14 protein-coding genes are annotated in these 25,622 nt (G+C 49.1%); all 14 read right to left on the bottom strand.

What is annotated here, in order from left to right; genetic code table 11:
* Positions 1-748: 748 nt before the first annotated feature.
* A complete protein-coding gene (locus VIR50_RS04270; RefSeq protein WP_331933899.1) occupies positions 749-3,211 on the bottom strand; it encodes a glycoside hydrolase family 2 TIM barrel-domain containing protein in 2,463 nt (820 codons plus the stop codon).
* A 24-nt stretch (positions 3,212-3,235) separates the two neighbouring features.
* Entirely contained in the window at positions 3,236-6,175 is a 2,940-nt protein-coding gene (locus VIR50_RS04265; protein ID WP_331933898.1) for a TIM-barrel domain-containing protein, read from the bottom strand.
* 127 nt (positions 6,176-6,302) lie between these two features.
* On the bottom strand, positions 6,303-10,412 hold the full coding sequence (locus tag VIR50_RS04260; protein WP_331933897.1) for a hybrid sensor histidine kinase/response regulator transcription factor: 4,110 nt from the start codon (positions 10,410-10,412) through the stop codon (positions 6,303-6,305).
* Between the two features lie 992 nt (positions 10,413-11,404).
* Positions 11,405-12,043: a helix-turn-helix transcriptional regulator gene (locus VIR50_RS04255; RefSeq protein ID WP_331933896.1), complete on the bottom strand. Its 639-nt coding sequence runs from the start codon at positions 12,041-12,043 to the stop codon at positions 11,405-11,407.
* Between the two features lie 30 nt (positions 12,044-12,073).
* Positions 12,074-14,674 (bottom strand): DUF5686 family protein, encoded by a 2,601-nt coding sequence (locus tag VIR50_RS04250; RefSeq protein ID WP_331934517.1) that lies wholly within the window; start codon positions 14,672-14,674, stop codon positions 12,074-12,076.
* A gap of 94 nt (positions 14,675-14,768) precedes the next feature.
* Entirely contained in the window at positions 14,769-15,476 is a 708-nt protein-coding gene (locus VIR50_RS04245; protein ID WP_331934516.1) for an HAD family hydrolase, read from the bottom strand.
* Positions 15,477-15,490: 14 nt separating this feature from the next.
* On the bottom strand, positions 15,491-16,426 hold the full coding sequence (locus tag VIR50_RS04240) for a CDP-alcohol phosphatidyltransferase family protein (RefSeq protein ID WP_331933895.1): 936 nt from the start codon (positions 16,424-16,426) through the stop codon (positions 15,491-15,493).
* A 123-nt stretch (positions 16,427-16,549) separates the two neighbouring features.
* Positions 16,550-17,341 (bottom strand): hypothetical protein, encoded by a 792-nt coding sequence (locus tag VIR50_RS04235; RefSeq protein WP_331933894.1) that lies wholly within the window; start codon positions 17,339-17,341, stop codon positions 16,550-16,552.
* The gene (locus VIR50_RS04230; protein WP_331933893.1) at positions 17,338-18,066 is read right to left on the bottom strand and encodes a sugar phosphate nucleotidyltransferase; all 729 of its coding nucleotides are present in this window, start codon (positions 18,064-18,066) and stop codon (positions 17,338-17,340) included. Before VIR50_RS04230 ends, VIR50_RS04235 begins: the two co-directional genes overlap by 4 nt.
* A 128-nt stretch (positions 18,067-18,194) precedes the next feature.
* Complete coding sequence (locus VIR50_RS04225) at positions 18,195-18,989, bottom strand: GIN domain-containing protein (protein ID WP_331933892.1); 795 nt, start codon at positions 18,987-18,989, stop codon at positions 18,195-18,197.
* Positions 18,990-19,033: 44 nt separating this feature from the next.
* Entirely contained in the window at positions 19,034-21,730 is a 2,697-nt protein-coding gene (locus VIR50_RS04220) for a 3'-5' exonuclease (protein ID WP_331933891.1), read from the bottom strand.
* Between the two features lie 475 nt (positions 21,731-22,205).
* Entirely contained in the window at positions 22,206-22,538 is a 333-nt protein-coding gene (locus VIR50_RS04215; RefSeq protein ID WP_331933890.1) for a hypothetical protein, read from the bottom strand.
* 107 nt (positions 22,539-22,645) lie between these two features.
* On the bottom strand, positions 22,646-24,637 hold the full coding sequence (locus VIR50_RS04210) for a glucosamine-6-phosphate deaminase (RefSeq protein ID WP_331933889.1): 1,992 nt from the start codon (positions 24,635-24,637) through the stop codon (positions 22,646-22,648).
* A gap of 44 nt (positions 24,638-24,681) precedes the next feature.
* Positions 24,682-25,473, bottom strand: a complete 792-nt coding sequence (gene nagB / locus VIR50_RS04205) for a glucosamine-6-phosphate deaminase (RefSeq protein ID WP_331933888.1) — start codon at positions 25,471-25,473, stop codon at positions 24,682-24,684.
* Positions 25,474-25,622: the final 149 nt, after the last annotated feature.

Here is a 25,622-nt window from a genome sequence, read left to right as displayed (position 1 = left end):
TCCACGCATAAGACAGTAAAGCACGATTGACCCATATCAATCCGTTTGATACATATCAATAAATATGTTTTAAATGCGAAATTAGTGTGAAATCATTTGGTGTGTACGCACACAATTACTAACTTTGCATCATCAAAAGGTTAATAGATTGTTTAGGTTAGTAGTAATAGATTTTTTAGGTTTAGTTATTAGGTTAAAGATTTTCAGGTTAAAGTATTAGTTAATAAGGTAAGAAAAAGGATTTTTCAGGTTAACAATTAGATGAAACAAAGGGGAGCACCGTGAGGTGCGAACCTAGCGGTCGGGCGGGATTTTCCCCTCCGATTTTTTTTGTTATAGGGCCAATGGCCACAAAAAAGAAGCCGCTGCATCACTGCAACGGCTATTCACTAAATCAACAAAACTTAATATTATCCCATATATTTTGGGGTTATGAGATTCAATCTATCAAAATACTAAATCAAATTACCAAAACATTTAAATACTTAATTTCTTTCCTATGCTATCTCTAAAAACGAATCTTCTCACCTGAAACTAATATAGCTCTCTATTTCTTTAACAACACTTGATCCAATAACTCTCTATCCTTAACTTCTCTAAAGATAATGCAAGCGGACGTCATGAAAGCGTGCTTTCAAACAGCCCACCGCGTTTTATCCGATGCAAAGATAGGACAAAATTACATGGCCCATGGCCTAAAAGCATAGAGAACCGCACAAATAGATGAGCAAACGATTGCGCAATCAGCTTAGCGAACGGCTATGTGAAGCTCCCCATCCTTCAAGTCGACAGCGCGGGCACGCAGCTTTATCTCGCCCGTTTGCCGACCGGCTTCCACCACGCACAGTGCCTTGCCGAAGAAGGCCTTGCGCTTGGTGTCCTTGAACCGCTCCATGCTGAAAGGACACCCGTTATCAACGCCGATGATCTTTCCCTCACCCGCTATCTCAAAACATATTTGATTCTCGGCCCAAGGACACAAGTGTCCGTCTTTATCCACCACCTCTACCGTGACAAACGACAACCGCTTGCCCTCAGAGGACAAGGTATCAACCGAGGCCGAAAGCCGCAAATGGTCGGGCTGTCCGGCGGTATGAATGGTTTGCTCGCCAACTACTTTCCCGTCTTTACGGGCCACCACCTTTACGTTACCGGCCTCGTAACTCACTCGCCACATGACATGATACTGATGGGGCTGCTTGCTTCGTTTGCCCTGACTTACGCCATTGATAAACAGTTCCACCTCGTCGGCCTTATTGTAATAGCACCACATGTCGACCGTTTGCCCCGGCAGCCAGTTCCAATGTGGGAAAAGATGGAGCACATTCTTGTCCGTCCATTCGCTCTGATACATGTAGTAAACGTCTTTAGGGAAGCCTGCCAAGTCGATAATGCCGAAATAACTGCTGCGTGCGGGGAAGCCGTAAGGCGTCGGTTCGCCAATGTAATCCCAGCCGGTCCATATAAACTGCCCGGCACAATAGGGCGTATGTTTCACCACATCCCATGTAGCCTCGTGCGTACTGCTCCACGACGCGTGCATGTTATCATAGGCGCTGCACATGAAAGTGGGGTCGGTATAGGGAAGCCACCACTCCTTCGGTGCCACGAAAACAGAGTCGCTGGGCAGCATGTAGTAACCTCTTGTTTGCAAAGCCGACACAGATTCGGTCATGAGGAAAGGCTTTCCGGGAAAATGAATGGGTACGTTCTTTACGTCCTCATGGTGATAATTAAAGCCTATCAGGTCGAGAGCGCCGCTTCTGAACAGCTTGTTATCGGGCGAAGGTTCGTTACATCCGGCGGTAATAGGCCGTGAATCGTCGTGCCGGCGCACGATTTCGGTCAGCAGGCGGGTGAGCCTTTCGCCTTGAGAGAGCTTCTTCGATTGGCCCGAGGCTACCTTATGGCCTGCGTTCAGCACCAAGTTAGCCTGCTCGGCGGTCAGCGTATCGGCGCTGGCTTCGTCCCATTGCTCCAACACTTCATTGCCAATGCTCCACATAACAATGCTCGGATGGTTGCGATCACGCCTTATCATGTCGGTCAAATCACGCTCGGCCCACTCGTCAAAATAAAGGGAATAATCATAAGTGGTCTTCTTTCGCTGCCACATATCAAAGGCCTCATCCATCACCAGCATACCCAATGAGTCGCAAACGTCCAGCAATTCGGGGGCCGGAGGATTGTGTGAAGTGCGTATGGCGTTACATCCCATTTGCTGTAATAGGGTTATCTTCCTGACAATAGCGTCCTTATAGACGGCCGCCCCCAGACATCCCATGTCGTGATGGTCGCAAACACCATTGATTTTCACGGGCTTTCCATTGAGCCAAAAACCGGTCTTGGCGTCGAAACGGAAAGTCCTTATACCGGCCTTCGTACGCTCCTCGTCCACGATTTTATCACCCTCGAGCAACTCGGTCGTGACGGTGTAAAGATAAGGAGAGGTAATGTCCCAGCGACGCGGATGACGGATGGTGAGCCGCTGCGCGAAAGTTGAGGTGCCGGGAGCCACGGTTATCGCCTTCACAGCGGTGGCCGCTTGCCGTCCCGAGGCGTCAATCACCCGTGAACGAAGCCGCAGTTTCCGTGCCGCAGTCGTCTCATTGTCTATCGCTATGGCCATGTCAAAGCCTCGCGCGTGGCTTTTCACGTGCTGCCCCCACTGACTTACATGTACCGAAGGCTTCTCCACGAAGTACACATGCCGATAAATGCCGCACCCACTGTACCATCGGCTGTTGGGCTGACGACTGTTGTCAACCTTCACGGCTACGACATTCGGCCCTTGGCGCAACGCTTTGGTAATGTCTACCCTGAACGATGAGAAGCCGTAAGGCCTGTGCCCAACCCTTTGTCCGTTTACATAAACGGTGGCGTTCATGTAAACTCCGTCAAAATCTATGTAGTATTTAGTGGCTTTATCCACGTGCTTTTGCGTGAAATTCTTGCGATACCATCCGATACCGCCGGGCAAGGCGCCACCTGAAGCGCCCGAGGGATTGCCCACACTGAAGTCGCCTTCGATGGCCCAATCATGCGGAAGAGACAGCCGACGCCATGCCGTGTCGTCGTAACGGGGCTGCTCCATGCGGGCGGAATCAGCAAGAATAAAGCACCAGTTGTCGTCAAAAAGTTGACGGCTGTGGCCCAAGGCCACAACCGTCACGCTGCATAACAGCAATAAAGTGAATATTTTTCTCTTCATATTTCCTATGGATTATGTAGCGATTCAAAGCTGAATCCGCTGTTCTTTGCCATCATAATCAATCATCTTTCCTACTGTTTCAATCTCCAAATCAGAGGTGCGGCTCTGTGGAGTACGATAAACGATATTGAATTTCCTATGGGTCAGCATGCCGTCGAATGAGCCTTTGCGCGCTCCTATCGTCAATGTGTGGCTGTTATCGTCATAAGTAAACGTAATCATGGCATACTTTCCTTTCTCATAATTATAATTGGTTCCCTCGTCTTCGTAAAGGGTGAACTTCCCATCTTTGCCCGCATAAACAAACAGATTGATCGTATCGGCCGGGTGCTCATCGGTCCATTCCATGGCCGGACCAAAGGGAAGAATGGCTCCTTGGGGCACAAACACGGGAATCTTTTCGTAAGGCGCGGCGGCGGTTATGGTCTGTCCGCCCTTATAATATTGGTTGGTATAAAGGTCATACCAGCCACATGAAGCGGGCAGATACACCTCCCTGCTGCGTGCCTTATAGTAGCCCACGGGGCAAGCCATCAACGATGGGCCAAACATCCATTGGTCTTTGATGTCGTTTACCTTCGTATCGGCACCGAAATCCATCACCAACGGGCGCATCATCGTGTAGTCGTTAAAGTGTACGGCGCCTGCCATGCTGTAGAGATAAGGCATAAGTCGGTAGCGCAAACGGTCGTAAGCAACGATGGTTTGATAGGCGGGATGGTTCTCGGGGGCTATGTTCCACACCTCACGCAAAGGCCACTGACCATGTGCTCGGTACAAGGGAATGAAGCAACCAAACTGGTTCCACCGGGTCTGAAGCTCACGCCATTCCTTTAAGTCCTCATTTTCCTCACCCGTACGGTTAAACAATTGCTGGGCCGCAACGTATCGATTCTCCACGCAAAAACCACCTTGGTCCATCCCCCAGAACGGAAGTCCACTGATACTATAGTTCATTCCGGCGGTCATTTGCGCACGCATGTCCTCCCATCGTGTACCGATGTCGCCGCTCCAAGTGGCCGTTGAGTACCTCTGTTCACCGGCAAAGCCGCTTCGGGTCAGCAAAAAGACACGCTGATTGGGGTTCACTCCGCGCTGCCCATGGTAGATAGCGTCGGCATTAACGATAGAATATGCGTTGAAATATTCGGTCGATGAACCCAAAGCAGTCGCACCACTGAGCGCTTTCCGATACCACATGGGGGTGCAATCGCGCACATTCGGCTCACTTGCATCCATCCACCAAGCGTCTATACCGTACTTATATTTGCTGTAAAGGTTCTCATCCATCTGTCTCCAAAACATCTTACGGGCACCTGCATCATAAGCGTCGTAGAACGAACCCATGAACCCTAACCAGTCGTAAATGCTGTCAGCAACGGCCTGATGATACATCCATCCTTTGCTGTCGAGCTCTTTATAGTTCTTGACCGTGCAATAAAACTTAGGCCAAACCGAAATCATGAAACGGCCGTTCATGGCATGCACACTATCCATCATGGCCTGCGGATTGGGGTATCGGGCTGCTTCAAAAGTGTGATCGCCCCATGAATCCAACTTCCAATAGTTCCAATCTTGCACAATATTGTCCACGGGAATATGGCGTTTGCGGAACTCTGCCAACGTGGACTCTATCTCCCCACTCGACTTATAACGCTCTCTGCTCTGCCAAAAGCCCAATGTCCACTTGGGATAAACCTGCGCCTTACCGGTCAATCGTCGGTAACCCGAAATCACATCGTCAAGATTTTGCCCGGCAATAAAGTAATAGTCCATATCCCGACTCATCTCACTCCAGATACTCAACTGGCTTTGTCGCAACGCGCCTTGGGGCTGTGCCACCCGCAATCCGCAATAACTTACATCGCCATCGGGGTACCAATCAATCAATATACTTGACTTCTTACCCTTCTGCAAAGGCACTTCAAATTTATAAGAGTTAGGATTCCAAGCCGTGCGCCAGCGTGTCGGAACGACTTCCTTGCCATCTATCACAATACGCATGTAGCCCGCATAGTAAAGAATAAACTGATAAGAATTATCTTGCGGAGCCTGAATAAAACCCTCATAGGTCACATGCGACCCGTTGAGTTTGAAGCCCTTGGGCAGATTGGCTACGCCAACATCGCGTCCGGCCTTAGCCATGGCCAGCTCGGGAAGCGCAAACTCATAGTAAATACTGTCCTCCTTACGCACCAACTTCTTACCACCTTTCTCTATATAGGTACCCGTAAGGCTGCCTTTCTTGCCCTTCTTATCATATAAGGTGAAAGCTCTGTTCAACTGGAGATAATCATTCGGATTGCCAAAACGGCAATAGCTGTAGCTGTCCCACAGTATTCCATAGTTGCGATTGCTCACCACGAAAGGCACACTAACCTTGGTATTATATTGGAAAAGGTCCTCGTTCTTGCCCTTCATGTTGAGCTCTTCCGACTGATGTTGGCCCAAACCATAAAACGCTTCGTCCGCCGGACTGTCGAAAGAGGCCTGCCATGACCAACCCACTTTCTGATTTTCGGTCAGTTTGCTATCCACTCCTATTTCCCTCTCCGGCACCCTGAAACGCTTAAAGGTCTTACCTCCGGCGTCGGCTTCGTTCAGCAACAGCTTGCCCGAAGCGTCATAAAAAGTTATCTTACCGGTAGGCGTATGCACCTTGGCCAAGACATTCCGTGTCCTAACCTCCACACAATCCTTGCTTTCTTCCACGGAAAAATCCTGAAAGAGGGGCTGTGGGACAACAATAAGGCTTTGTTTTTGAGGAAACGCATCCTCGGGTGTTGCCACCACACGGATGATGTCTTCACTGATAACCTGCAAGCGAATAAGGTTAGCACCGGTAGCAATCTTGTTCTTCACCTTAATGTTTACGGTGTTGCCACTGTGCTGATAACAACGTGCCCCTGCGGGAATAACCATCGCACAGAGCAGGGTTGAGATAATTGTTTTAGCGAGTTTCATGAGTAGTTTTTTAGTTTATGCTACAAAATTACGCCAAAATATCCGCCCAATATCCCCACCATGTTAATGAATACCGCCCTTTTGGGTTCAGCAATAGTGCAAATGTTTCCAACAAGTATATAAGATGTTACTTTCCCTCATACCGCTTTTTGTACTGTGAAGGTGTAAGTCCATACATATCAATAAAATACTTAGAGAAGTAGCGTGGATTGTTAAATCCAACCCGATAGGCTATCTCACTCACGCTCAATTGGCTCTGACGTAGCAATTGTTCCGCATGTTTCAGGCGAATCAACCTTATGAATTCCGATGGCGTAGTACCGGTTATGGCCACTAACTTCTTATACATTTGCACACGTGACATACCCAATTCGGCACTCAAGGCCTCAACGGAGATGTCGCTGTTATCAAGATTATTCTCCACATAATCGGTCGCGTCTTTCACCAACTTCTCATCCAAGGAAGTGATTTCCTCCTGCTTTATCTTCGGCTGAAGCTTACTTGAGCCTCCTCCACCGGCCTTCCATTTGATGAGATTGGCTATTCGCAACTGAAGCAAATCCAAGTTAAAAGGCTTCGTTATATAATCATCGGCACCCATCTCCATGCCTTCTATCTCCTGCTCCTGAGCCACACGAGCCGTCAACATAATGAAAGGAATATCGCATGTGGCCCTATCTGACTTCACCTGACGACACAACTCGTTACCATCCATTTCGGGCATCATCACGTCACTCAGTATCACATCGGGCTTCTTCTCCGCGATTTTCCGTAACGCTTCCTTGCCGTTCGCAGCCGCTCTCACGTCGAACTGATCGGCCAACACGTCACACATGAACGCCCGGAAGTCATCGGAATCATCGACAATCAGCACATCATGGCGCTGACGATCGGCTTTTGCCGGCATTACCACCGATGAAGCGGACGGCGCAACGACATCCGCGCTCGGCGACAACAGCAGGTTTGCCCGTGCCGTTTCCAGCGAAGCCATACCCGACTTGCCCTCTGTGGCGTCATGACGAACGGGAATCGTTACCACGAAAACCGTTCCCCCGCCGGGATTATCGGCCACAGCGACCTCGCCACCATGCAGTTCTATAAAGCTCTTCACAAGGTTCAACCCTATGCCACTGCCACCGTAAGGCGTCTCACGCTGCTGGTCAACCTGATAAAAGCGGTCGAAGATGTGAGCCTTATCCTTGTCGCTGATTCCCACACCCGTATCGCTGACTTTTATTTCGAGCATGTCCGACTCGGCCACTTGCGACTTCAAAACCCGCAACGCCACGTCAATACGCCCGCCGTCGTCCGTGAACTTAAACGCATTCGACAAGAGATTATTCATTACCTTGCGTATCTTGTCGTCGTCAAAACTCATCATCAACGACTCAACCGATGAATAGAACGTCAGCGCCACACGATGACCACCGAACTCTTGGAACGCTACGCAAATGTTACGGATAAACTCCACGATGTCGCCCGACAACACATGGAGGCGCAACTGCTCCTTATCCATCTTGCGGAAATCAAGAATTTCATTGACCATATTCAATAAACGGAGCGCATTGCGATGGACCAATTGCAGCTTATCGGCCTTTGCCTTGTCGGTTTCCTTGCCTATCAGCGCCTCCAACGGCGAGATAATGAGCGACAAAGGCGTGCGCAACTCATGGCTCACATTGGTAAAGAAATTGAGTTTCAGCTCATCTAACTGAATCTTCTGAGCAGCTTCAAACTCCACTTGTTCCATGCGATATTTAACCCGTTGACGCCGTTCCACCAACCATTTTATATAATACAAACCAATAAGCAATAACAAAACATAGCCCCAAATGGCCCAAGTCGACAAGTAAAAAGGCGGTCTCACCTTGATAGTCAGCCTGCTCACCTTGTCGCTTACACGCCCGTCACGATTGACAACCTTCACCTCCAGCTCATAAGTCGTGGCACTCAAGTTGGTAAAAGTAACGCTCGGACGATCCTCGGAGGTCATAAGCCACTTGTCGCTAAAGCCTTTCAGGCGATAAAGGAAGCGACTTTTCTCGGGTATCATGACATTATCGCCGGCCAAAAGAATGGTAAAAGCGTTCTCATTGGCCGCCAACTCGAGCACGCCACCGTCTCGCAGCGCCTCTTCCAGCACCACTCTGTCATGATAAGGCTCACCCACCGTCATCAAATGGTCGAAGAGCATTAAGCCCGAGAACAAGGCCTTGGGCTGCGACTTCATCGTTTTGATTTTCTGAGGGGGTATGATATTGATTCCATCTTGCCCACCCACGATGACATTACCATTGGAAGCAAGGTAGATGGAACGCAAGTTGAACTGCCTGCTTTGCAGTCCGTCGATGTCATTATAGCTGGTTACGAAGAAGCTCCACTTACCTTCCTCGCGCGAAACGGTCACGTGCGACACGCCATGATCACTGGCTATCCACATCGCATGGCCGAAATCTTCGGTCACCGAGCAGGCCATCGCACCCAACAAACCCGATGAGAGGTCGAGTGTTTCGAGCTGGTCGGTGTGGGGATCATAGACCGTCGCACCCGAAGCCGTGGCGTTCCAAATAAGTCCACGGCTGTCAACAAAGACCTGATTGATGGCCGAGGAAACAAACACCTGCCCCGAGCGAGTGGCCGAACGGGTGGTTATGCGATGGTTATCCATATTCATCAACGACAAGTCGGTGGCGTTTCCAATCAGCAAATTGCCCCGTGTGTCGAAAGAAAGGGAGGAAAGATAGTCGGTCGGGAGCTTGGAATTACGTGTGTTAAAGGTCATAAACCGCCCCGACTCCTTACCCAATATCTGCAAACCGCCGCCCAAAGTGGCTATCACAAGGTTGCCCGTGGCCTCCTCAACGGCCAAATGCCAAATGTTATCGCTGGCCAATCCGCTGCCATCGCCTACCTTGAATGCCTTGAAAACGCCATCCTTGTAATGCGTAAGCCCACCATTGAAACTGCCAAACCACAATGATCCGTCCTTATCGACGGCACTGCTGATGACCACATCGCTGCCCAGACCGGTCTGGGCCATGCCATAACGACGCACAATGCCCGTCACGGGATTATAGACCACGATTCCCCGATCGTTCGTGCCACACCAATAGTTGCCCGAACGGTCTTCCACTATCGTGCAAACATCGCCCAAAGTGACGGTTGAGAAACGAGAAGAAGCCGGCGAATAATAAGCCACACCATTCTTATAACAGCCCAGCCACAAGGCATTCAGGTTATCCACGTACAAGCACTGCACCGTATTATCGGGCAAACTGTGGGCGTCGGCGCTGTCAAACTGATAACTTCTGAAAGTCTTGTTCTTCAGATTGGCCGCCACCAAACCGTGATGATCGGTGGCTATCCACACGGTTTGGGTGTGGTCGGTCACGACATTCTTCACCTCAAAATCGCCCAAATCAAGCGTACAACCCTCTGAACGGAGAAACTCATACACCGAGGTAAACCATCGATGGTGGCGCCGGCTCCAGCACTCCGTGCGCCACTGATACGAATACCAGATGTTACCATAGGCGTCGGTCATGGCCCTATAGTCAGCCGTGGCGCCCTTGGTTTTACGAGAAACATAGTCGCTGCGCCAAACAACACGCTGCCGCAAGCCGTCCACACAAGCCAAACGGCCATCGCTCATCGACACCAAGACACCGCCATCATAGGCCGATAACCAAGTAATCGTGTTAAAATTTAACGCCAAAGGTCCCTTTCCCTTTTGTGGAAAAAGCACCGCACGGCCCGACTTCACGTCGTAAAAGTAGAGGCCTTGCCCATTTACGGCAAGCCACATGTTCTTTCGGGCGTCGATAAACACCCTGCTCGGCGTGCCCCGCATGCCCCTTGAACGCATCCATGAGGCTGAAACGGGGGCAAACACCTCGGCTTTAGGCGTGAAAACAGCATAACCCAAAGGCGTGCGCAACCACAGATTGCCGTCCACATCTTCCTGAATTTCCTCCACGACATTGTTGGGAAGCGACTTGGGATCGTTGTTCTTGCAGAGATAAGTCTTGAAACGAAAACCATCAAAACGGTTGAGTCCGCTTTGTGTTCCAAACCAAAGAAAGCCCCGTGAGTCCTTAAAAATGCAATTCACCTGACTGTTCGACAGTCCGTCATGGGTGCTGAGCCGGTGAAAATCGACCTTAGTCTGCGCTGACAAACCGACACAGAGCAGCGTTTGGAATAAAATATAAAGAGTGGTTAGCAAACGTTTGATCATCAGATTTTGCGCTTCATTGATATAAATACAAAGTTAGCGAGTTTTTCTTTCTTTTATTTCCACCACCCCACAGCAAAACAAGCACATTGACATAATTTAACCTAAAAACAATTGTGCCTCGACTGCTATTAAGCCAAAATGGGCCTAAAAGCATGTCGAGGCTACACACTAACTTATATATCTACTAACTCCAAAGCGGCCCAAGCCGCCCAAAACTTATTAAACAGCATAACGCAGCTCTCACAGCTACAGCCAGCCATACATGTCAATCCTTAATTACCTTCATGCCAAACTTTATCGGCTTTTCTTTTGATTTGTCATAACGGCGCCGGTAATCGGCTGCCGAGATTAGTTTGTCATGCCGCGACGGATTCCTCGGTCATCCGACCAAGACGTCGGAATAAGCACATTTCGCATGGCTCTTTAGACTCCGGCGGCAAACAAATAGTTATTTATGAAAATCTATTCGTCACGATGCAAAATTAGTAATTCCCAAAGAAAGCGTTATTACATTTTGTTTACGAGTGAACATTAAGCCGTAACCTATGCTGTTAAAATGTTTCCGATAGGTGTATAAAATGTTTCCATAAGCGACAAACCATTGATAAACAAGGTCATAACAGCATGAAAATCACGAAAACAAACACCTGAAAAAACAATAAGCCTATGCGCTGACAAACATATAAAAACAAGCCTATTCCGAAACGGCCCAATCGCTCCCACTTTGTCAAAGCTGCCTTTTCACGCTGCGAAAGCAGCCCTTTGAGCTGGTCAAAAGCCCCGTTTTACACGCCCAAAGCTGCCCTTTCGCACGCAAGAACCTACACATACATATACAAAAAAAGCGATACTCACCACCCTATCAAGTCGGGTCGCGAATATCGCACGTATCTTTTGCCCTTTACAAAAACGGTTCTTAACAGCCGAGCGCTTATCTTTCGCCTGCCGGCAACGGACCGATGACAGGACAGTAAATTATCTGTGGAAGGCTACTAAATGTAGTATTCGGCCGAATCTATCAAGCCCGCACGCAACGCATACTTCGTAGCTTCGTGCACATTGTTGACCTCTAACTTGCGAAAAATGTTCTTTCGGTGCGTATTTACCGTGTGAAAACTCGAGAAACGCTTGTCCGCTATCTCCTTGGTCGTAAGCCCCAAGGCTATGTCTTTCAGTATCTCGGTCTCCGTCTTGGTCAGTTTGGCTTTGTCCTCATTGCCCGCCGAAGGACTGAAAAGCAATTCGGTCGTACGCTGACAGATGTATCTTTTATGGGCTAAGGCGGCGGTCAACGCGTTTCTTATCTCATCCAAAGACGATTCTTTCAGCACTACGCTGAACTGCTGGCCCATCATCAGCAGCGTGCGCACGAACTCACTGCTGAGGTCTTCGCTGAAAATAATCCAGTGCGTCGCCATGAACCGCTGGCTGAGAATGGTCAGCTCGGTCATGTCGAGGAGGTCGAACAATGTGTAATCGAGCACTACGACGCTCTCCGGATTGTCCGTCAAGGCACTGATAAGGGCTTCCTTGTCCTTCACGTAGCATGAAGTGGCGTCGGGAATTTCCAAGAGCAGGTACATCACCCCCGCCCTTGTAATGTCTTGTCTGTCAGCCAAAAGAAAATTCATCTTTCTCTTTTATTTGATTACGGTGGGTATTTAGAAGGTCATTCTCATCATCAGGCGTATGCCGTTGCGATGGGCCGTGGGCAGGTAAACGTAATTGCAGCGGTGCACATACTCCACATGCAGAATCTTGAAGATGTTGTGTACACCGGCCACCAGCTCCACATAAGGGCGCTTGGGGTCCATGACGTAGCAGCCTTCGGGGAATACCATCAGCGTGGGATCGTTCACGTTGCGGGCCAAGGCCGGGTTGTTCTTGTCGGTCAAGGTGCCCCATAGGCATTTCACTCCTATGTACTCACGCCATTTGAGCTTCTTAAGCAGTGGGATACGGTTGAATATTTTGCCGTTCATATCCCAACTGACGTCCAGACTTGCGTAGCGATCGTTGAGGAATTCCATGTTATTGATAAGATTGAACGTCTCTTCTCCGACGATATAACTCAAGTTGGCAGGCGGCATAATCAGCAGTGGGAAGGGCACCTTGTTCCACTGTGCGCCGGCTTTCAGCCTCGTGTCAATCTTTCCCCATGAGCTCATCCAAAAGCGTTTGTAGACGCCTCCCTCCGTGAAATTATAGTTGTAGTCGCCACCCAGCAGGCCTTTGACACCCATGGTATGGCGCAACGTGAAGACCGGCGCGTCGAGATTCATCGGCACACGGCGCTGTTTGGTATTGATATAGGTGCGCCCCGGGGCTAATTGTAGCTGCAAAGTAAGCTCCGTAGTCCTTATTTTCCCATTATGGAGATAGTGCCCTGCTTGTTTCTCCGATAGGCTATTGATTTCCGAAGCCCTATCGATCGAAGCGTTCAGAGGTTGGAAGAAAAGCCTGCCCGCGGCCTCGTCTTCCTCCGTTTTCAGCTCTAACGTGGTCTTCATGCCCCATTCCTGCTCGTATTCAAACTGCAATTGCTGCCTATTATAGAACATCATTTTGTCTACACGGGCCCACTTGAAGGCCGTGAAAACGTTATCCTTATCGGTGTGAAGGAACTTGTCGGAAGGCGACATCACGTCATACGTGCTCGTCAGGGTTAAGGTTCGCTTTGGGAATTCTCGTGGTAAATAGTCCTTCTTGTTGAGCGAATAGGTCAGTTCTCCTTTATAGTAATTCTTCTTACTCTCAATACCGTGGGCATAATAGCCCGAGAAAAACCAGTGCTTATTGAGGTTTGCGGTGGTCTGACCACTGACACGCAGGCGCAAACCATCAATGAAGTTAGACGTTATCATCGTGTTTACCGGGCCTATATCAAACTTGCTTGGATGGTTCAAATCGCCCGTTTCCACAAAGTTTTCCACCAAAGCCTTCAGGCCAAAGATGATGTATTTAAAGCCTTTTTGCTGCTCTATGCGATGAATGAAGGCGTCCATGCCGCTCTCGCTCTTGGTCAGTTCCACCGTGCGATACTGGTTCCAGAAAGCCTCATCACGCATATTGGCGTTGGCTTCACGGCGAGTGACGGCCTTTCCCTTGAACAATTGCTTGGGCAAAGGGTCGAAAGCGTAGTCGCTCAGTCGGGTTGTGCGAGTGACAAGGGCCTTTGAGAGGAAGCTGGCCACTTTCATTTCAACGATCATATCATCAACCGAGAGCACCCATTCGCCATTACCCAACTTGGTATATTCTTGCGTTACGCGCAAATTTTCCACGAAGTTAACGTCGCTTCGCTTGGGAATTGTCAACTCACAACGCTTCACATGCAGCGTTGAGTCGGCTAAAATATAAAGGTCTCCTCGAAATCCGAAGTCCTGCTGGTTGTTGGGTAAGAACTGCAAATGGTAGCAAAGGTCGCGATCTACATACACCGTGTCCTCTATATAGTAGCGATAGAAGGCCACCGCGCTCTTGCCTATGGGGCTTGTAAAGGGATATTGCAGCAACCTGATTTGGTCATCGTATAGGTCAATATCCGTGAAAATATCCTTTAAGGCCGTATTGAGAATGTCGCCGGTAGCCAAAAATTGATTGACGCCCGTACTCTGTTGACCGGTCACAATGTCCTTCTCCGACTTTGGATTTTTCCTATAAATATGCTGTGTAACGGTCTCATCGACCGACACGGGAAGTATCAGTTTATGGTTATAGGGGCTGGTTTCTATTTGGTCCAAAAGCCATTTCCGCTTGGCGAAAAAACCACTGTCAATATCCGATGGTTGAATATCATTCACCGCCAAGGTTATCTTCTGATACTTATTAAACTGATAATAATCGTGGTTTGCCAAGTCGGTTTTCTTCTTGGCGGCTATCACCCGCTTCATCAATTCCACGGCAGGGTTGTCCTTACGGCTGTATTTGCCACGCTTCTGCTTGACCACCACTTCCGCCAAAGTCTTGGTATCGGGTTTCAATTTCACATTGATGACCGAAGGGGTCTTGGCCGTTATCGTCACGTTTTTCGACTGATAACCCACCGCACTGAACGTAAGTACCCAACCTTCATGGCGCTCTATGCTGTAAAATCCCATGGCATTACCGCTTACAGCGATATGATGGCCCTTATAGGAAGCGCTCGGATAAAAGATAGTATCACCTGTTGCCGCGTCGGTAATGGTACCGGTCAACTGCGCATGGGCAGCCACTGACAACATTACCATCAAAAAAATAATATGTAATCGCTTGATTATCATCATCTACTCTTATAACTATAATATCCAAACAGATATTATCTACTAATACCAAAAAGCGAACGATAACCGTTCGCGGGTGTACTTCGACACCTTTTTAGAATGCCAATATTTCGCTCAAATCCGTTATTACATAATCCGGAATCGTCTCATCGTATTGCTTGTTCGTCCATCCCTCGCCTTTGAACCATGCTGTTTTACAACCTAACTCCCGGGCCGGTTCAATGTCTTTATGGATACTATCGCCTGTCACAAGCACATTCTTGGCGGGTAAGCCCAAGGCTTCGACACCCAATTGAAATATCTTCGGATCGGGTTTTCGTATGCCCACGGCGGCCGACTCGATAACATCGACAAACAAGTTATCAAACTGAAATTCTCTCAAAACGGCGTTCACGTTGCCATAGAAGTTACTGACAACGACCATCGGACGCCCCATTGCCTTCAAACGAGCCAACACTTCACGGCTGTGGGCAGTGATGTCTGACACTTTCTGATAAACATCTGCCAGCACGGCTTCACGCTTTTGTGAGACCATCGCTTCATCCGCGCCCCAAAAGCCATGAGCACAGAGATAGTCCATTTCTAACCGGAGCTTAACATCCAAGGTCTTTCGGAAAGTATAGTCAGGCTTTATAATCGCATGACTGCCCAATGTACGCTCCGCGTAAACATAGGCTTCACGGAATTGGTCCTCCTCTATCGCCACGTGCTGACGCTGATACGCGTGCCATAACATCTTGCCCCAATGACATCCGGCAGTATCAAGTGTGGCGCCATAGTCAAAAATATATCCTTTTATCATCATGATTCAGTCGCTTATTTTATTCTTTCCAGCATGTCAAGACATAACCGCTCATGCTTCCGGTGCATGTAAACAGCCATTCCCTGCATTACCGTTATCTCAAACAAGAAGTAGATCCAAGGCAGATTTATCAGGCATGAGACGTAGCAAACGATAGCCCGCAGGTTAAAAGTAAGCAGGTTCGTGTAAGGCATTAAGGGCCTGCTACCTGCCAAGAAATCATCTTTTATCAGCCCGATAGCCGCCTCTGACCCATCGGGATAGGCCTTTATGGCGCTCTTCAGCTTTTGAAACGCAGGCGTACGAGCCTCTTGGCCCTTGCAATAATTGGCATAATTATAATAAAAAGCATGAGCCCAGAAAGCGCCTTTCTTAGGCAATGAGTCCAATATCTCACGTTGTCCGGCATAGCTATCCAGCTCACTTCCTTCCTTACCTTTCAAAAAGAAAAGGTGAATTTGTCGATAGTAATCGGCCAATGAGCTTTGGCGAGAATGACATAAGATACCGGCCACAGCGGCAAGGGCCCAAATCCACCACCCCCATTGCCCTCCGATAAACGGTATAGGCTCATTCATCAGTCGCACACAGATGGCCGCATAAATGCAAACAAACCACACATCACCCGAAAAACCATCGAGCATGCGACCTATCAAAGTCTTCTTTCCCGTCAGCCGAGCCATCTGTCCGTCCGTCGAATCACAGAAATTAGCGAACATCAACAGTACCATTCCCCATACATTAGACCACAAGTCAGCGTAATGAAACATCCAACCAGCGCCCATACCTAAAAAGATTGACAGAATGGTTACCGCGTTAGGATGAACTCCAAACTTATTCCACATCAAGGCAAAGGCCAGCCCTATGGGGCGCGTAAAATGGACATCTAACCACTCTTCCGTATCTTCCGACTTAAAAGAAGCCTGCAATAACTCTCCAAAATGACTCATTATATCTCCTTACATTATAAAGTTTGTTATCTTAAAATACACCTATTCTATATGAATAGAATCTGTTTCAACACTTGATTTATATGCTCTTACGCTCTATACAGTCCTGCTTTATCCCGTCACTTATGACCTCTCTACCAATTCACAGATGGCTTCAGCCGCCTCAGACACGCATCGTGAGAAGCTGGGCCAGTCGTTGAAATCGATGATATAGAAGTTTCCATGCGCATCTATGATAGCGTCGCCACCATAAACAGCCACGTCCGTCAATGTGGAAAGCAAGTCGGCAGCCGCTTCCAGTTGAGCTTTGTCAAACTCATAGTGGCGGGGCACGCCATTGAGAGCCTCATCACCAAACTTGGAAATGCCATCGTCGCCGGGGTAATAAATGTGGAAAAATCCACCCTTAACGCCATAAAACTTCACCAAATCACCTGCGACATGGGCCTGAACCACCCACTTTGTCACGCCACGCTCCACGAAAGAAGCCTGCATGGAGGCCAAGGCCGCCCGGTCATTACAGTAAACCACGTCAGCCTTAGACTGCGCGGACTGGTCTGCCCGCTTAATCCAAAAGCCATCAGGGCCATCGGTTGGCGGAACCGGAATGCCATTGTTGATCATCAGTTCCTGCAAACCGCCGCGATCGCAACGGTCCACTCCGAACGCGGAATTGAGCACCAAAGCGCCCTGCTTCTCCTTTTCTTGAAGCAAATTGAGTGCCATCCGCCCACGAGCCATTGACAAAAAGACGTCCGCATGATGGCCGGCTGTCAGCTCCTTTTCTGTAATCATGCTTATCGACAGCCCATGGCGCAGTGCCAACCTGTCACAAACAGCCTGCAAGATAGCTTTGTCTTTCGCCACCGAATTGGGCGAAAAGACCTCATCCCGCTGCACAGCAATGACTTTCATACACCTTTTTCCAAAAACAACTCGGCCTTGACGATGTCCGAAGCATGGTCAACATCCATCACCTTACTAAACGAAAAAGCTTTCAGCTTGCGTCCATCGGCGATGAGCGCACGCTGAAAGTTCCGCATTCTACTTTCCTTTCGTTCCATACAAGCACGCAAAGTGTCAATTGAAGATGAGCAAAGTCCATAGATACCGCCCGAGATAAACCGGCAATGCGCCGAATTATCATCATAAAAACCGGTAACATTCATCAACTCATCCGTACCGACATAGAGGGGCTTTTCGTCATCAATATAGTCCGTTACGCCCATCATTCCATCGAAACCATCGGCAACCACCCGGCCAAAAGCCGACACATAGGCCTGAAACTCATCCTCCTTGAAAATCGTATCGACCGTGGTCAACACAAAAGGACCATCGCTCAGGTAAGGGCTCAACTCGAAAAAGCTGTGCATGGAGCTGGGCGTGCTCTTAACGATAAAGCGCAACGGAACCCGTCGTCCCCGCAAACCATTCTTCTCCAAGTCCATCAGATGAGCGCTCACCAAAGGCGTGAGATTGTTGCAAATCACGACAATCTCCTCCGCGTCATTATCCATGAAGATACGAATAAGCCTATCAATAAGATGTTCATCCTGAACCTTTACCAAGGGTTTGGGCAAGTCCACGCCTTCCTTGGCCAGTCTTGAGCCCTCTCCCGCCGCAATAATTGCAAATTTCATGAAGTGCTATGTTACGATTGAAAACATGGCAAAGTTACAAATATTTTCGGAAGTTGAAAACTTTTTAATACCATTTTGTTTTGTAACACTTCACATTCGTTCCGACAACCCTTTGATAGCCAAATGGTCTAAGGGCGTTTCGTATGGTCTGATATGTCACCCGAGCCTCGCACGTTACGTGTAACCCGCTTGGCCGTTCCTTCGATTGAGATGTCTCCACTGCCCAAAAGATCGGCAGCAACCTCACCACATTGGTAGCAATTAAGGTCCAAGTCGCCACTTCCCCGCAGGCTTGCCTTGGTCTGCTTCACGCCATGTTGGCTGACACTAAGGTCGCCGCTGCCCAGCAAAGACAACTCCGCACGCTGCGCCACAATCTTTTTGATTTCCAAATCGCCGCTACCCGTGACCTTAGCCACATAACTGTCGCAAATAACATTGTTGAAAACCATGTCGCCACTGCCCGTGACCGCCAACTCCAAATGGTCGGTATCGACCAATTGGGGGGCCACAAACGAACCGCTACCCGTGACCGTCGCCGCTATCAGGTCAGGACTTGAAATCTTGATAACCACGTTATTATCGCGCCCGGAGCTGAAAACTCCGGAAAAAAAACGAAACTTTCCACCCGAGAACAGCTTATCATTGCTACGCACATTGAGCGTGCCTTGGCTGAGCGAAAACCTCACCTCCTTCACCAAGCGTTCAGGCCCGGTCACCTCAACCGAGTACTTATCGGCCTGCGTATAGACTATGTCATAACTTCCAGTCAAAGCTATTTTCTCGAAATTAGCTATCTTCACAATGCGTGTTACCCTGCGGTCCTTGTCGTTGGAGCCTTTATTCACGAGGTTGTTGAAGCCCGCTGCCGCACATACTAAGGAACAAGATATGCCCAATAAGGCAAAAATTATTTTCTTCATACGTTACACCTATTATATTATTAGTAAGATATATTAGGTAGACGTCAGTCCTTTGGTGAAAGTTGCAGGTAGGAAAAATATTTCAAGAGTGGGCGCATGAACGGCGTAAGATGGCGCTCCACGGGTTGCCGCGTGCGATAATCCATCCTCGAGGTGCTCTGCATGACGATGAGACGGCGCTTGGCCCGTGTCATGGCAACGTAGAATTTGCGGGCGTCCTCGGCCATTTGGTGCGCATTTCCCTTACTGAAATAACTGGGATAACGGTCGTCTATGGCGTCAAAAATTATCACATTGTCAAATTCCAAGCCCTTTGCCTTATGCACGGTCGATACAAACACACGGTCGCTGACGGCGCTGCTGCCACAGAGGTCGGCCTCTTTCAGTGTATTGATTTCCACCAAATGGCGGCCCAACTGCGCTATCATGACCGGTTCGACCTCGCCATCAATCAGGTCATTCTCCATGTAGCGCAGCGTCATGGGCAGCTTATCAATCTCTCCCATCAGCCCATCGGCCACCAAACTCTCGTAGAACGACCGCAGGGCCGTGGTGAGGTCTGTGGTATAAAGTTGGCCGAGCGACTTGACATAACGGTCCCGATAGTTTCTCACCAGCACCTCCGCACGGCTTTGAACACGGCTCTCGGCCATGAAAGCCTGCTGCTGTGGAACAATCTCCACGGCCTTTCGGTAGCAATAATCCACCAAACCGCAGGTGGCATTGACGTCATCGTCGGCCAAATGGCTGTTCTCTCCTTCCAAACTCAAGGCTCTCAACAACTGCTTCAACTTATAACCGGGCTGTCCGGGGAGCAGCAATCGGGCTATCTTCAGTGAGTCGAAATAGAGCGGATGGGCCGCCGTTAGCTCACAATCGGGCAGATAACGGCGCAGGTTATGGTCTAAAATATGGTAATCATAGTCGGCGTTATGGCCCAACAGCACACCACCGGCCGCATAGTTCATAAACATGCGCAGCGCCTCATCGGGCGGCAGGAGCTCATGATGGCGGCGTTCCTCAATCATAGGATTGACCAAATCGCCCAACATGGCGGGTATCTCGCGCTCCGTCCGGATATAAACCGAGAACTCGGAGCCGGCGACCCGCTCGCCACGAACCAGCTTCACGGCCGCTATTTGCACGATGTCGTCGTGGAAAATATCGAGCCCCGTGGTCTCCGTGTCAAAGATAACGAGCGTCTGTTCACGATAAGTCTCGGCAAAACGACCGATATAGGACATGCCGGGCGTGAGCAACAAATCGGATGGAAGCATGGCCCTGTTGAGCAAAGAACGCACAAAATTGCGAGCCGCCGTGTTCGACTCAAACACATGAAGGCCCCTTAACAGCCGCGTCCAAGCCAAGAAGTTGGTTTCCGAAGCCAACACGTTAAGATGGGCGATGAGCGTTTTCATTTCCAAAGAGGCAAACAAGTCGTCGCCCGACACCTTAAAATGGGGCAACCGTTGCTCCAAAAGAGCCTTGCTTATCTGGTCGGCGTCGTAGTTGGCGTTAACGACCACGGCCGTCGTTTGGTCGGGAAAATCATGTGACAGTCGAGCCACTATCTGCGCCGCGTCGAGGTATTCGGTCTCTATGACGGTCGACGGGGCTATCTGAAGCTCATTGCCTATCGCCACGGGCTCGTAGTCTGTCGTGGGCAAAAGGGAGCGGTCGATGTGCAATATTTCCTCGGCATAGGTATTGAAAACGTCGAGCAGATACTTGGGCGACCGATGGTTGACCTCCAAGGTGTGAACATGGCCCTCACAACGGCGGCGCAACACGTCGAGCATAGACAGCTTGGCACCCATGAAAGAGAAGATAGCCTGCTGCGAATCGCCCAAATAAAGGGCGCAACCTTCGGGCTCACTGCCGTCAAGACGCGGGCCTATGAGGTCGATTATGGCCAACTGTAAGGGGTTCAGGTCTTGCACCTCGTCCACCTGAATCCATGGATAATGAGGGTTGGCAGGGCTTTCCCTACTCAGCTCCGTGTAAGCTATCATCAGCAAATCCTCGAAGTCGAGCAGTTGGTTTTGGGCCTTGTAATCGGCATAACAGCGGGCTAAGCCAAACTTGCGGAGCATGGTCAGCACGGCTTGTTGCTCCCCCATGTCGTAGCCCTCGCCCCGAACGGCGTCACGATAGAAGTCGGTATGGTGGTAAATATCGAGCATGGTATGGGCCGTGAACTCCATTTTCTGCACCCTGCAGATGATTTTCATGGCCTCAATGTCGGCCCCGTCGAGGCTCTCGGGATGGGCCCGCAAGGTCCGAGGATGATTTTCGGCTATCTGATACATCAGGTGCGACAGTTGCATAATGAGCGAATACTCGCGCCGGCGCCGACTGTTCTGCGCCACGGTCAGCTCATCTTCCCCCGTATAACGGGTGATAATGCTGATTATATCCTCATCGTCAATTATCGACGAGTCGGCCGCCACAAAGCCGTTGTCGAACAAGTATTTGGCACAAAACCGATGCACATTGCCTATAAAGAGCCTGCCCACGCTCTCGGGGCCTATCGCCCGGGCCACACGATCACGCATGCCACGGGCCGCCCGATTGGTAAACGTAAGACAGAGCATGTCGTCATAGGCCACCCCGGCGGCATGGGCCAGTCGTATGCGCTCCGAAAGAATCTGCGTCTTTCCGCACCCCGGCGAGGCCAAAACAAGGTGGAAACCTGATTGCGAATTGATAACTTGCTGTTGGGATGCGTCGGGATGGAACATGGCAATGTGGTTTTTAAGAAATAATAGGATATTTGCAAAGATACGGTTTTCTCGCAAACAGAACGTTTTTTGTAAAGAATTTTATCCTAAAAAATGCTCTTTCCAAATGCGTCATTTAGCTTTTAAAAGTATGGGACAGCTATTCGCAATAAGTCATTTTCACCCCATAGACCTGTCAAAAGCCTGCTTTGAGGAAAGACCAACGCCCTCTTGATGAGGTCATAGCTACGCTTTGGGCCGATCAAAAGCCTATTGCCATGCGCTCAAAACAGCCAAATAACAAGGTAAAAGCATGGCTTTCAACGACCCTACACGGCCGTATTATGGCCCAATAGATTACAAAGCATTGAAATTCAACGCATTATAAAATCGCTAAAAAACGCGTTATTTCCACCCAAAATATTTTTCTTTGAAAATAACGCGGCCATTTCTGACCTTTTGTAAAATAAATTCTTAATCGGCGAAAGACGAACGGCTAACCTTGAGAAGCGCTCCGAAGATAGCGCATCCAAGCATAAGGCTTGCGATGAAGGATGTAGTTGTCGTCATTCATGTGGGCGTAGGCCTCACGCTCAAAGGCTATTTTCCGATAAGCGCCTCCCCCGATTGGCAGGCGGATAAGCCACTCCACAACATACCATAGGTAGAAACCCACGAAGAGCATTTCACGCATCTGACAAGTATGGATGCGCTCATGCTGTATCAAATCCTGCGTCATGATGACTCCTTTCCTGCAAAACAGAAAGCCCATGAGGTTAATGGCGTCGAAACGGCGTGGCGGAAGGAATCGGTTATGGATAATCTTCATTTGCGTGGAAAGCCTCAAAAGAAAGCGGAATTATAAAAAAAGAAGAACCGTGGAGATTACTTTACCTCCCACGGTTCTTCCATTGTTATCGTTTTATGATCGACCCGTTAAAGGGGCTTATACTCAACAAAGGCTTCCATGGCCTCATAACAAGCCAAGCCCAAAGAGTCGTATAACTTGGCCGTGGCACGGTTGCGGTCCTCGGAACGCTGCCAGAACAGACGCTCGTCGTTGCCCAAGAAGGGAGCGCTTTCCATCTGAGAGCTGTGCTTCAGGATAGAATTACGCTTGGCACGAAGCTCCTCGGGGCTCATGGGAACGCACATTTCGATGTTCTCAATTTCCCATTCGGCCCATGCACCACGGTACATCCAGATGCGACAGTCGTTCAACCACTCGGCTCCGGCTTCCTTTTCAACATCTATGGCTGCGAAAACGGCGTCGGTACACTTGCGGTGTGTGCCATGAGGATCGGCCAAGTCGCCGGCCACGAAGATTTGATGGGGCTGCACTTCTCTCAAGAGGTCACGTACGATTTCCACGTCCTTCTCGGTCATAGGCAGCTTCTCTATCTTACCACTCTCATAGAACGGCAGGTCGAGGAAGTGCACATGGTCTAACGGAATGTCGTTGTAGGTGCAGGCAGTACGGGCTTCGCCACGGCGAATGAGGCCCTTTATGGTGCGCACGGCAGGCGTATCAACGTCGCCTTCCTTCTTTGTGGCCAAGAATTCCTTGATGTCTTTATACATCGAAGTGATGGTTTCGTTCTCGGAATTCATGAAAAGCTGGTTATAACCGTTCACGAAGTGCATGAAACGTGTTACTTCCTCGTCGCCCACGGCGATGTTTCCACTCGTTTCGTAAGCCACATGAACGTCGTGCCCTTGCTGTACCAAGCGACGCAAAGTGCCACCCATGGAGATTACATCGTCATCGGGATGGGGAGAGAACACGATTACTCGCTTGGGGAATGGCTTGGCACGCTCGGGTCGATGGGTATCGTCGGCGTTGGGCTTTCCACCCGGCCATCCCGTGATGGTGTGCTGCAAATCGTTGAAAATCTTGATATTGGCGTTGTAAGCCGAACCATAGAGCGCCAACAATTCGCTCAATCCGTTCTCATTATAGTCCTTATTGGTGAGCTTCAGGATAGGTTTCTTCGTTACCTGACACAGCCATGTGAGGGCCGCACGTGTGAGTTTATCGGTCCAGTTGCAGCTTGTCACCAACCAAGGGTGGATAATGCGGGTGAGCTTACTGGCCGCAGAGAGGTCTACAACGACGTGGGCGTCCTTGTGGGTCTGCAAGAAGCTGGCCGGAATAGCGTCGCTCATGTGTCCCTCAACGGTAGCCTTGATGATGTCGGCCTTCTCCTCGCCCCAAGCGGTAAGGTAAATCTTGCGTGACGCAAGGATGTCAGCTATACCCAAAGTGATAGAGCATGGGGGAACAGGTTCCTGCAAACCAAAGCTCATGGTCATCTCTTCACGGCTGGTAGCGTCAATCAATATAAGACGCGCCGTTGACGAGAGAATACTTCCCGGCTCATTGGTGGCGATATTACCGATACGTCCTATACCGAGCAACATGATGTCAATACCGCCAAAAGTCTGAATGCGCTCTTCGTAAAGACGGCACTGCTCTTGTACATTTTCTTGTGCCACGGTTCCATCAAGGGTATAAATATTCTGTTCAGGAATATCAATATGATTGAGGAAACGGCTCTTCAATTGTGAGATAGCACTGAGTTGGCTATCCGGACTAAGGGGAAAATACTCGTAAGCGTTAAATACCACAACATTCTTAAAGCTGATTTCCTTGCGTTCATAACGCTGAATCAACTCGTCAAAGATTGGGATTACCGACTGGCCCGTGCCCAATCCGAGCACGCAGAACTTACCCAATTGGCTCTTGGCCGTAATCTCATTACAAATAGCATCGGCGATATTTTTGGCGCCTTGCTCAACTTTGGGGAAAATATCTGTGTAGACTTTCTCCATACGAGTTATCTCTGAACGCTCTACTGCGGTCTTAGGCGCGTAGAAGTTTTCAGAGACTGTGTTCAAAACTATTTCTGAACTTAAATGAAGTCTCATTGATTTAATGTATTAAAGGGAGTTTTTTGTTTTAATAAAAAGACTTAGAGATTATCTTTCTCTATGTCTTTGAAGTATCTGTAAGTTCCTACTTTCAGTTCTTCAGTAGCAGCTTCGTCAGCTACGATAATGGCATGTGGGTGCTGTTGTAAGGCGCTGATAGTCCATGCTTGGGTAACCGGACCTTCCACAGCGGCCTGCAATGCACGGGCCTTATGGTGACCGTTAACCAAAATCATCACCTCCTTGGCGGCCATAACGGTGCCAACACCGACGGTAAGGGCGTGCTTAGGCACTTTATTTACGTCGTTATCGAAGAATCGGCTGTTAGCTATAATGGTGTCAGTGGTCAAAGTCTTCACGCGGGTACGTGACGTAAGAGCGGAGAAAGGCTCGTTAAAGGCGATGTGACCGTCAGGACCTATACCGCCAAGGAAGAGGTCGATACCGCCTGCTTCCACAATCATTTGCTCGTAATGAGCGCATTCTGCTTCAAGATCTTCCGCGTTTCCATTCAGGATATGTACGTTTTCTTTCGGACAATCAATGTGGTCAAAAAGATTGCGAGCCATAAAAGAATGGTAACTTTCGGGGTGAGATTCAGGCAAACCAACGTACTCGTCCATGTTAAATGTCAAGACATTCTTGAAACTTACTCGGCCTTCCTTGTAAGCAGCGACCAACGCTTTGTACATACCTTCGGGCGAAGAGCCGGTTGGCAACCCTAAAACAAACTTGCGATCGGGGGTAGGATTGAACTCATTAATTCGTTTAATCACATGTTCAGCCGCCCATTTCGACAACTGCTCGTAATCTTTCTCAATAATTACTCTCATGGTTTCTTTTAATGAAGTTAGTATTTTTCTATTAAGACACAAAGATAGTGAGATTATCATAAAAAGCAAAATAAATTTTAAATGATTAAGATTTAAATTGTCATCGCATAATCAATTGCCAACTGTAGGTGTCAAAAAAGTATCGAAGG

Origin of the sequence: Prevotella sp. (assembly GCF_036570325.1) — a bacterium.
GTDB lineage: Bacteria > Bacteroidota > Bacteroidia > Bacteroidales > Bacteroidaceae > Prevotella.
The sequence above is the reverse complement of the archived record's forward strand: the minus strand, read 5'-3'. Positions and strand labels throughout refer to the sequence as shown.

Coding starts and splice junctions, on each gene's coding strand:
- VIR50_RS04270 (WP_331933899.1), bottom strand. CDS start 3,211: ATGAAGAGAAAAATATTCACTTTATTGCTGTTATGCAGCGTGACGGTT.
- VIR50_RS04265 (WP_331933898.1), bottom strand. CDS start 6,175: ATGAAACTCGCTAAAACAATTATCTCAACCCTGCTCTGTGCGATGGTT.
- VIR50_RS04260 (WP_331933897.1), bottom strand. CDS start 10,412: ATGATCAAACGTTTGCTAACCACTCTTTATATTTTATTCCAAACGCTG.
- VIR50_RS04255 (WP_331933896.1), bottom strand. CDS start 12,043: ATGAATTTTCTTTTGGCTGACAGACAAGACATTACAAGGGCGGGGGTG.
- VIR50_RS04250 (WP_331934517.1), bottom strand. CDS start 14,674: ATGATAATCAAGCGATTACATATTATTTTTTTGATGGTAATGTTGTCA.
- VIR50_RS04245 (WP_331934516.1), bottom strand. CDS start 15,476: ATGATAAAAGGATATATTTTTGACTATGGCGCCACACTTGATACTGCC.
- VIR50_RS04240 (WP_331933895.1), bottom strand. CDS start 16,426: ATGAGTCATTTTGGAGAGTTATTGCAGGCTTCTTTTAAGTCGGAAGAT.
- VIR50_RS04235 (WP_331933894.1), bottom strand. CDS start 17,341: ATGAAAGTCATTGCTGTGCAGCGGGATGAGGTCTTTTCGCCCAATTCG.
- VIR50_RS04230 (WP_331933893.1), bottom strand. CDS start 18,066: ATGAAATTTGCAATTATTGCGGCGGGAGAGGGCTCAAGACTGGCCAAG.
- VIR50_RS04225 (WP_331933892.1), bottom strand. CDS start 18,989: ATGAAGAAAATAATTTTTGCCTTATTGGGCATATCTTGTTCCTTAGTA.
- VIR50_RS04220 (WP_331933891.1), bottom strand. CDS start 21,730: ATGTTCCATCCCGACGCATCCCAACAGCAAGTTATCAATTCGCAATCA.
- VIR50_RS04215 (WP_331933890.1), bottom strand. CDS start 22,538: ATGAAGATTATCCATAACCGATTCCTTCCGCCACGCCGTTTCGACGCC.
- VIR50_RS04210 (WP_331933889.1), bottom strand. CDS start 24,637: ATGAGACTTCATTTAAGTTCAGAAATAGTTTTGAACACAGTCTCTGAA.
- nagB (WP_331933888.1), bottom strand. CDS start 25,473: ATGAGAGTAATTATTGAGAAAGATTACGAGCAGTTGTCGAAATGGGCG.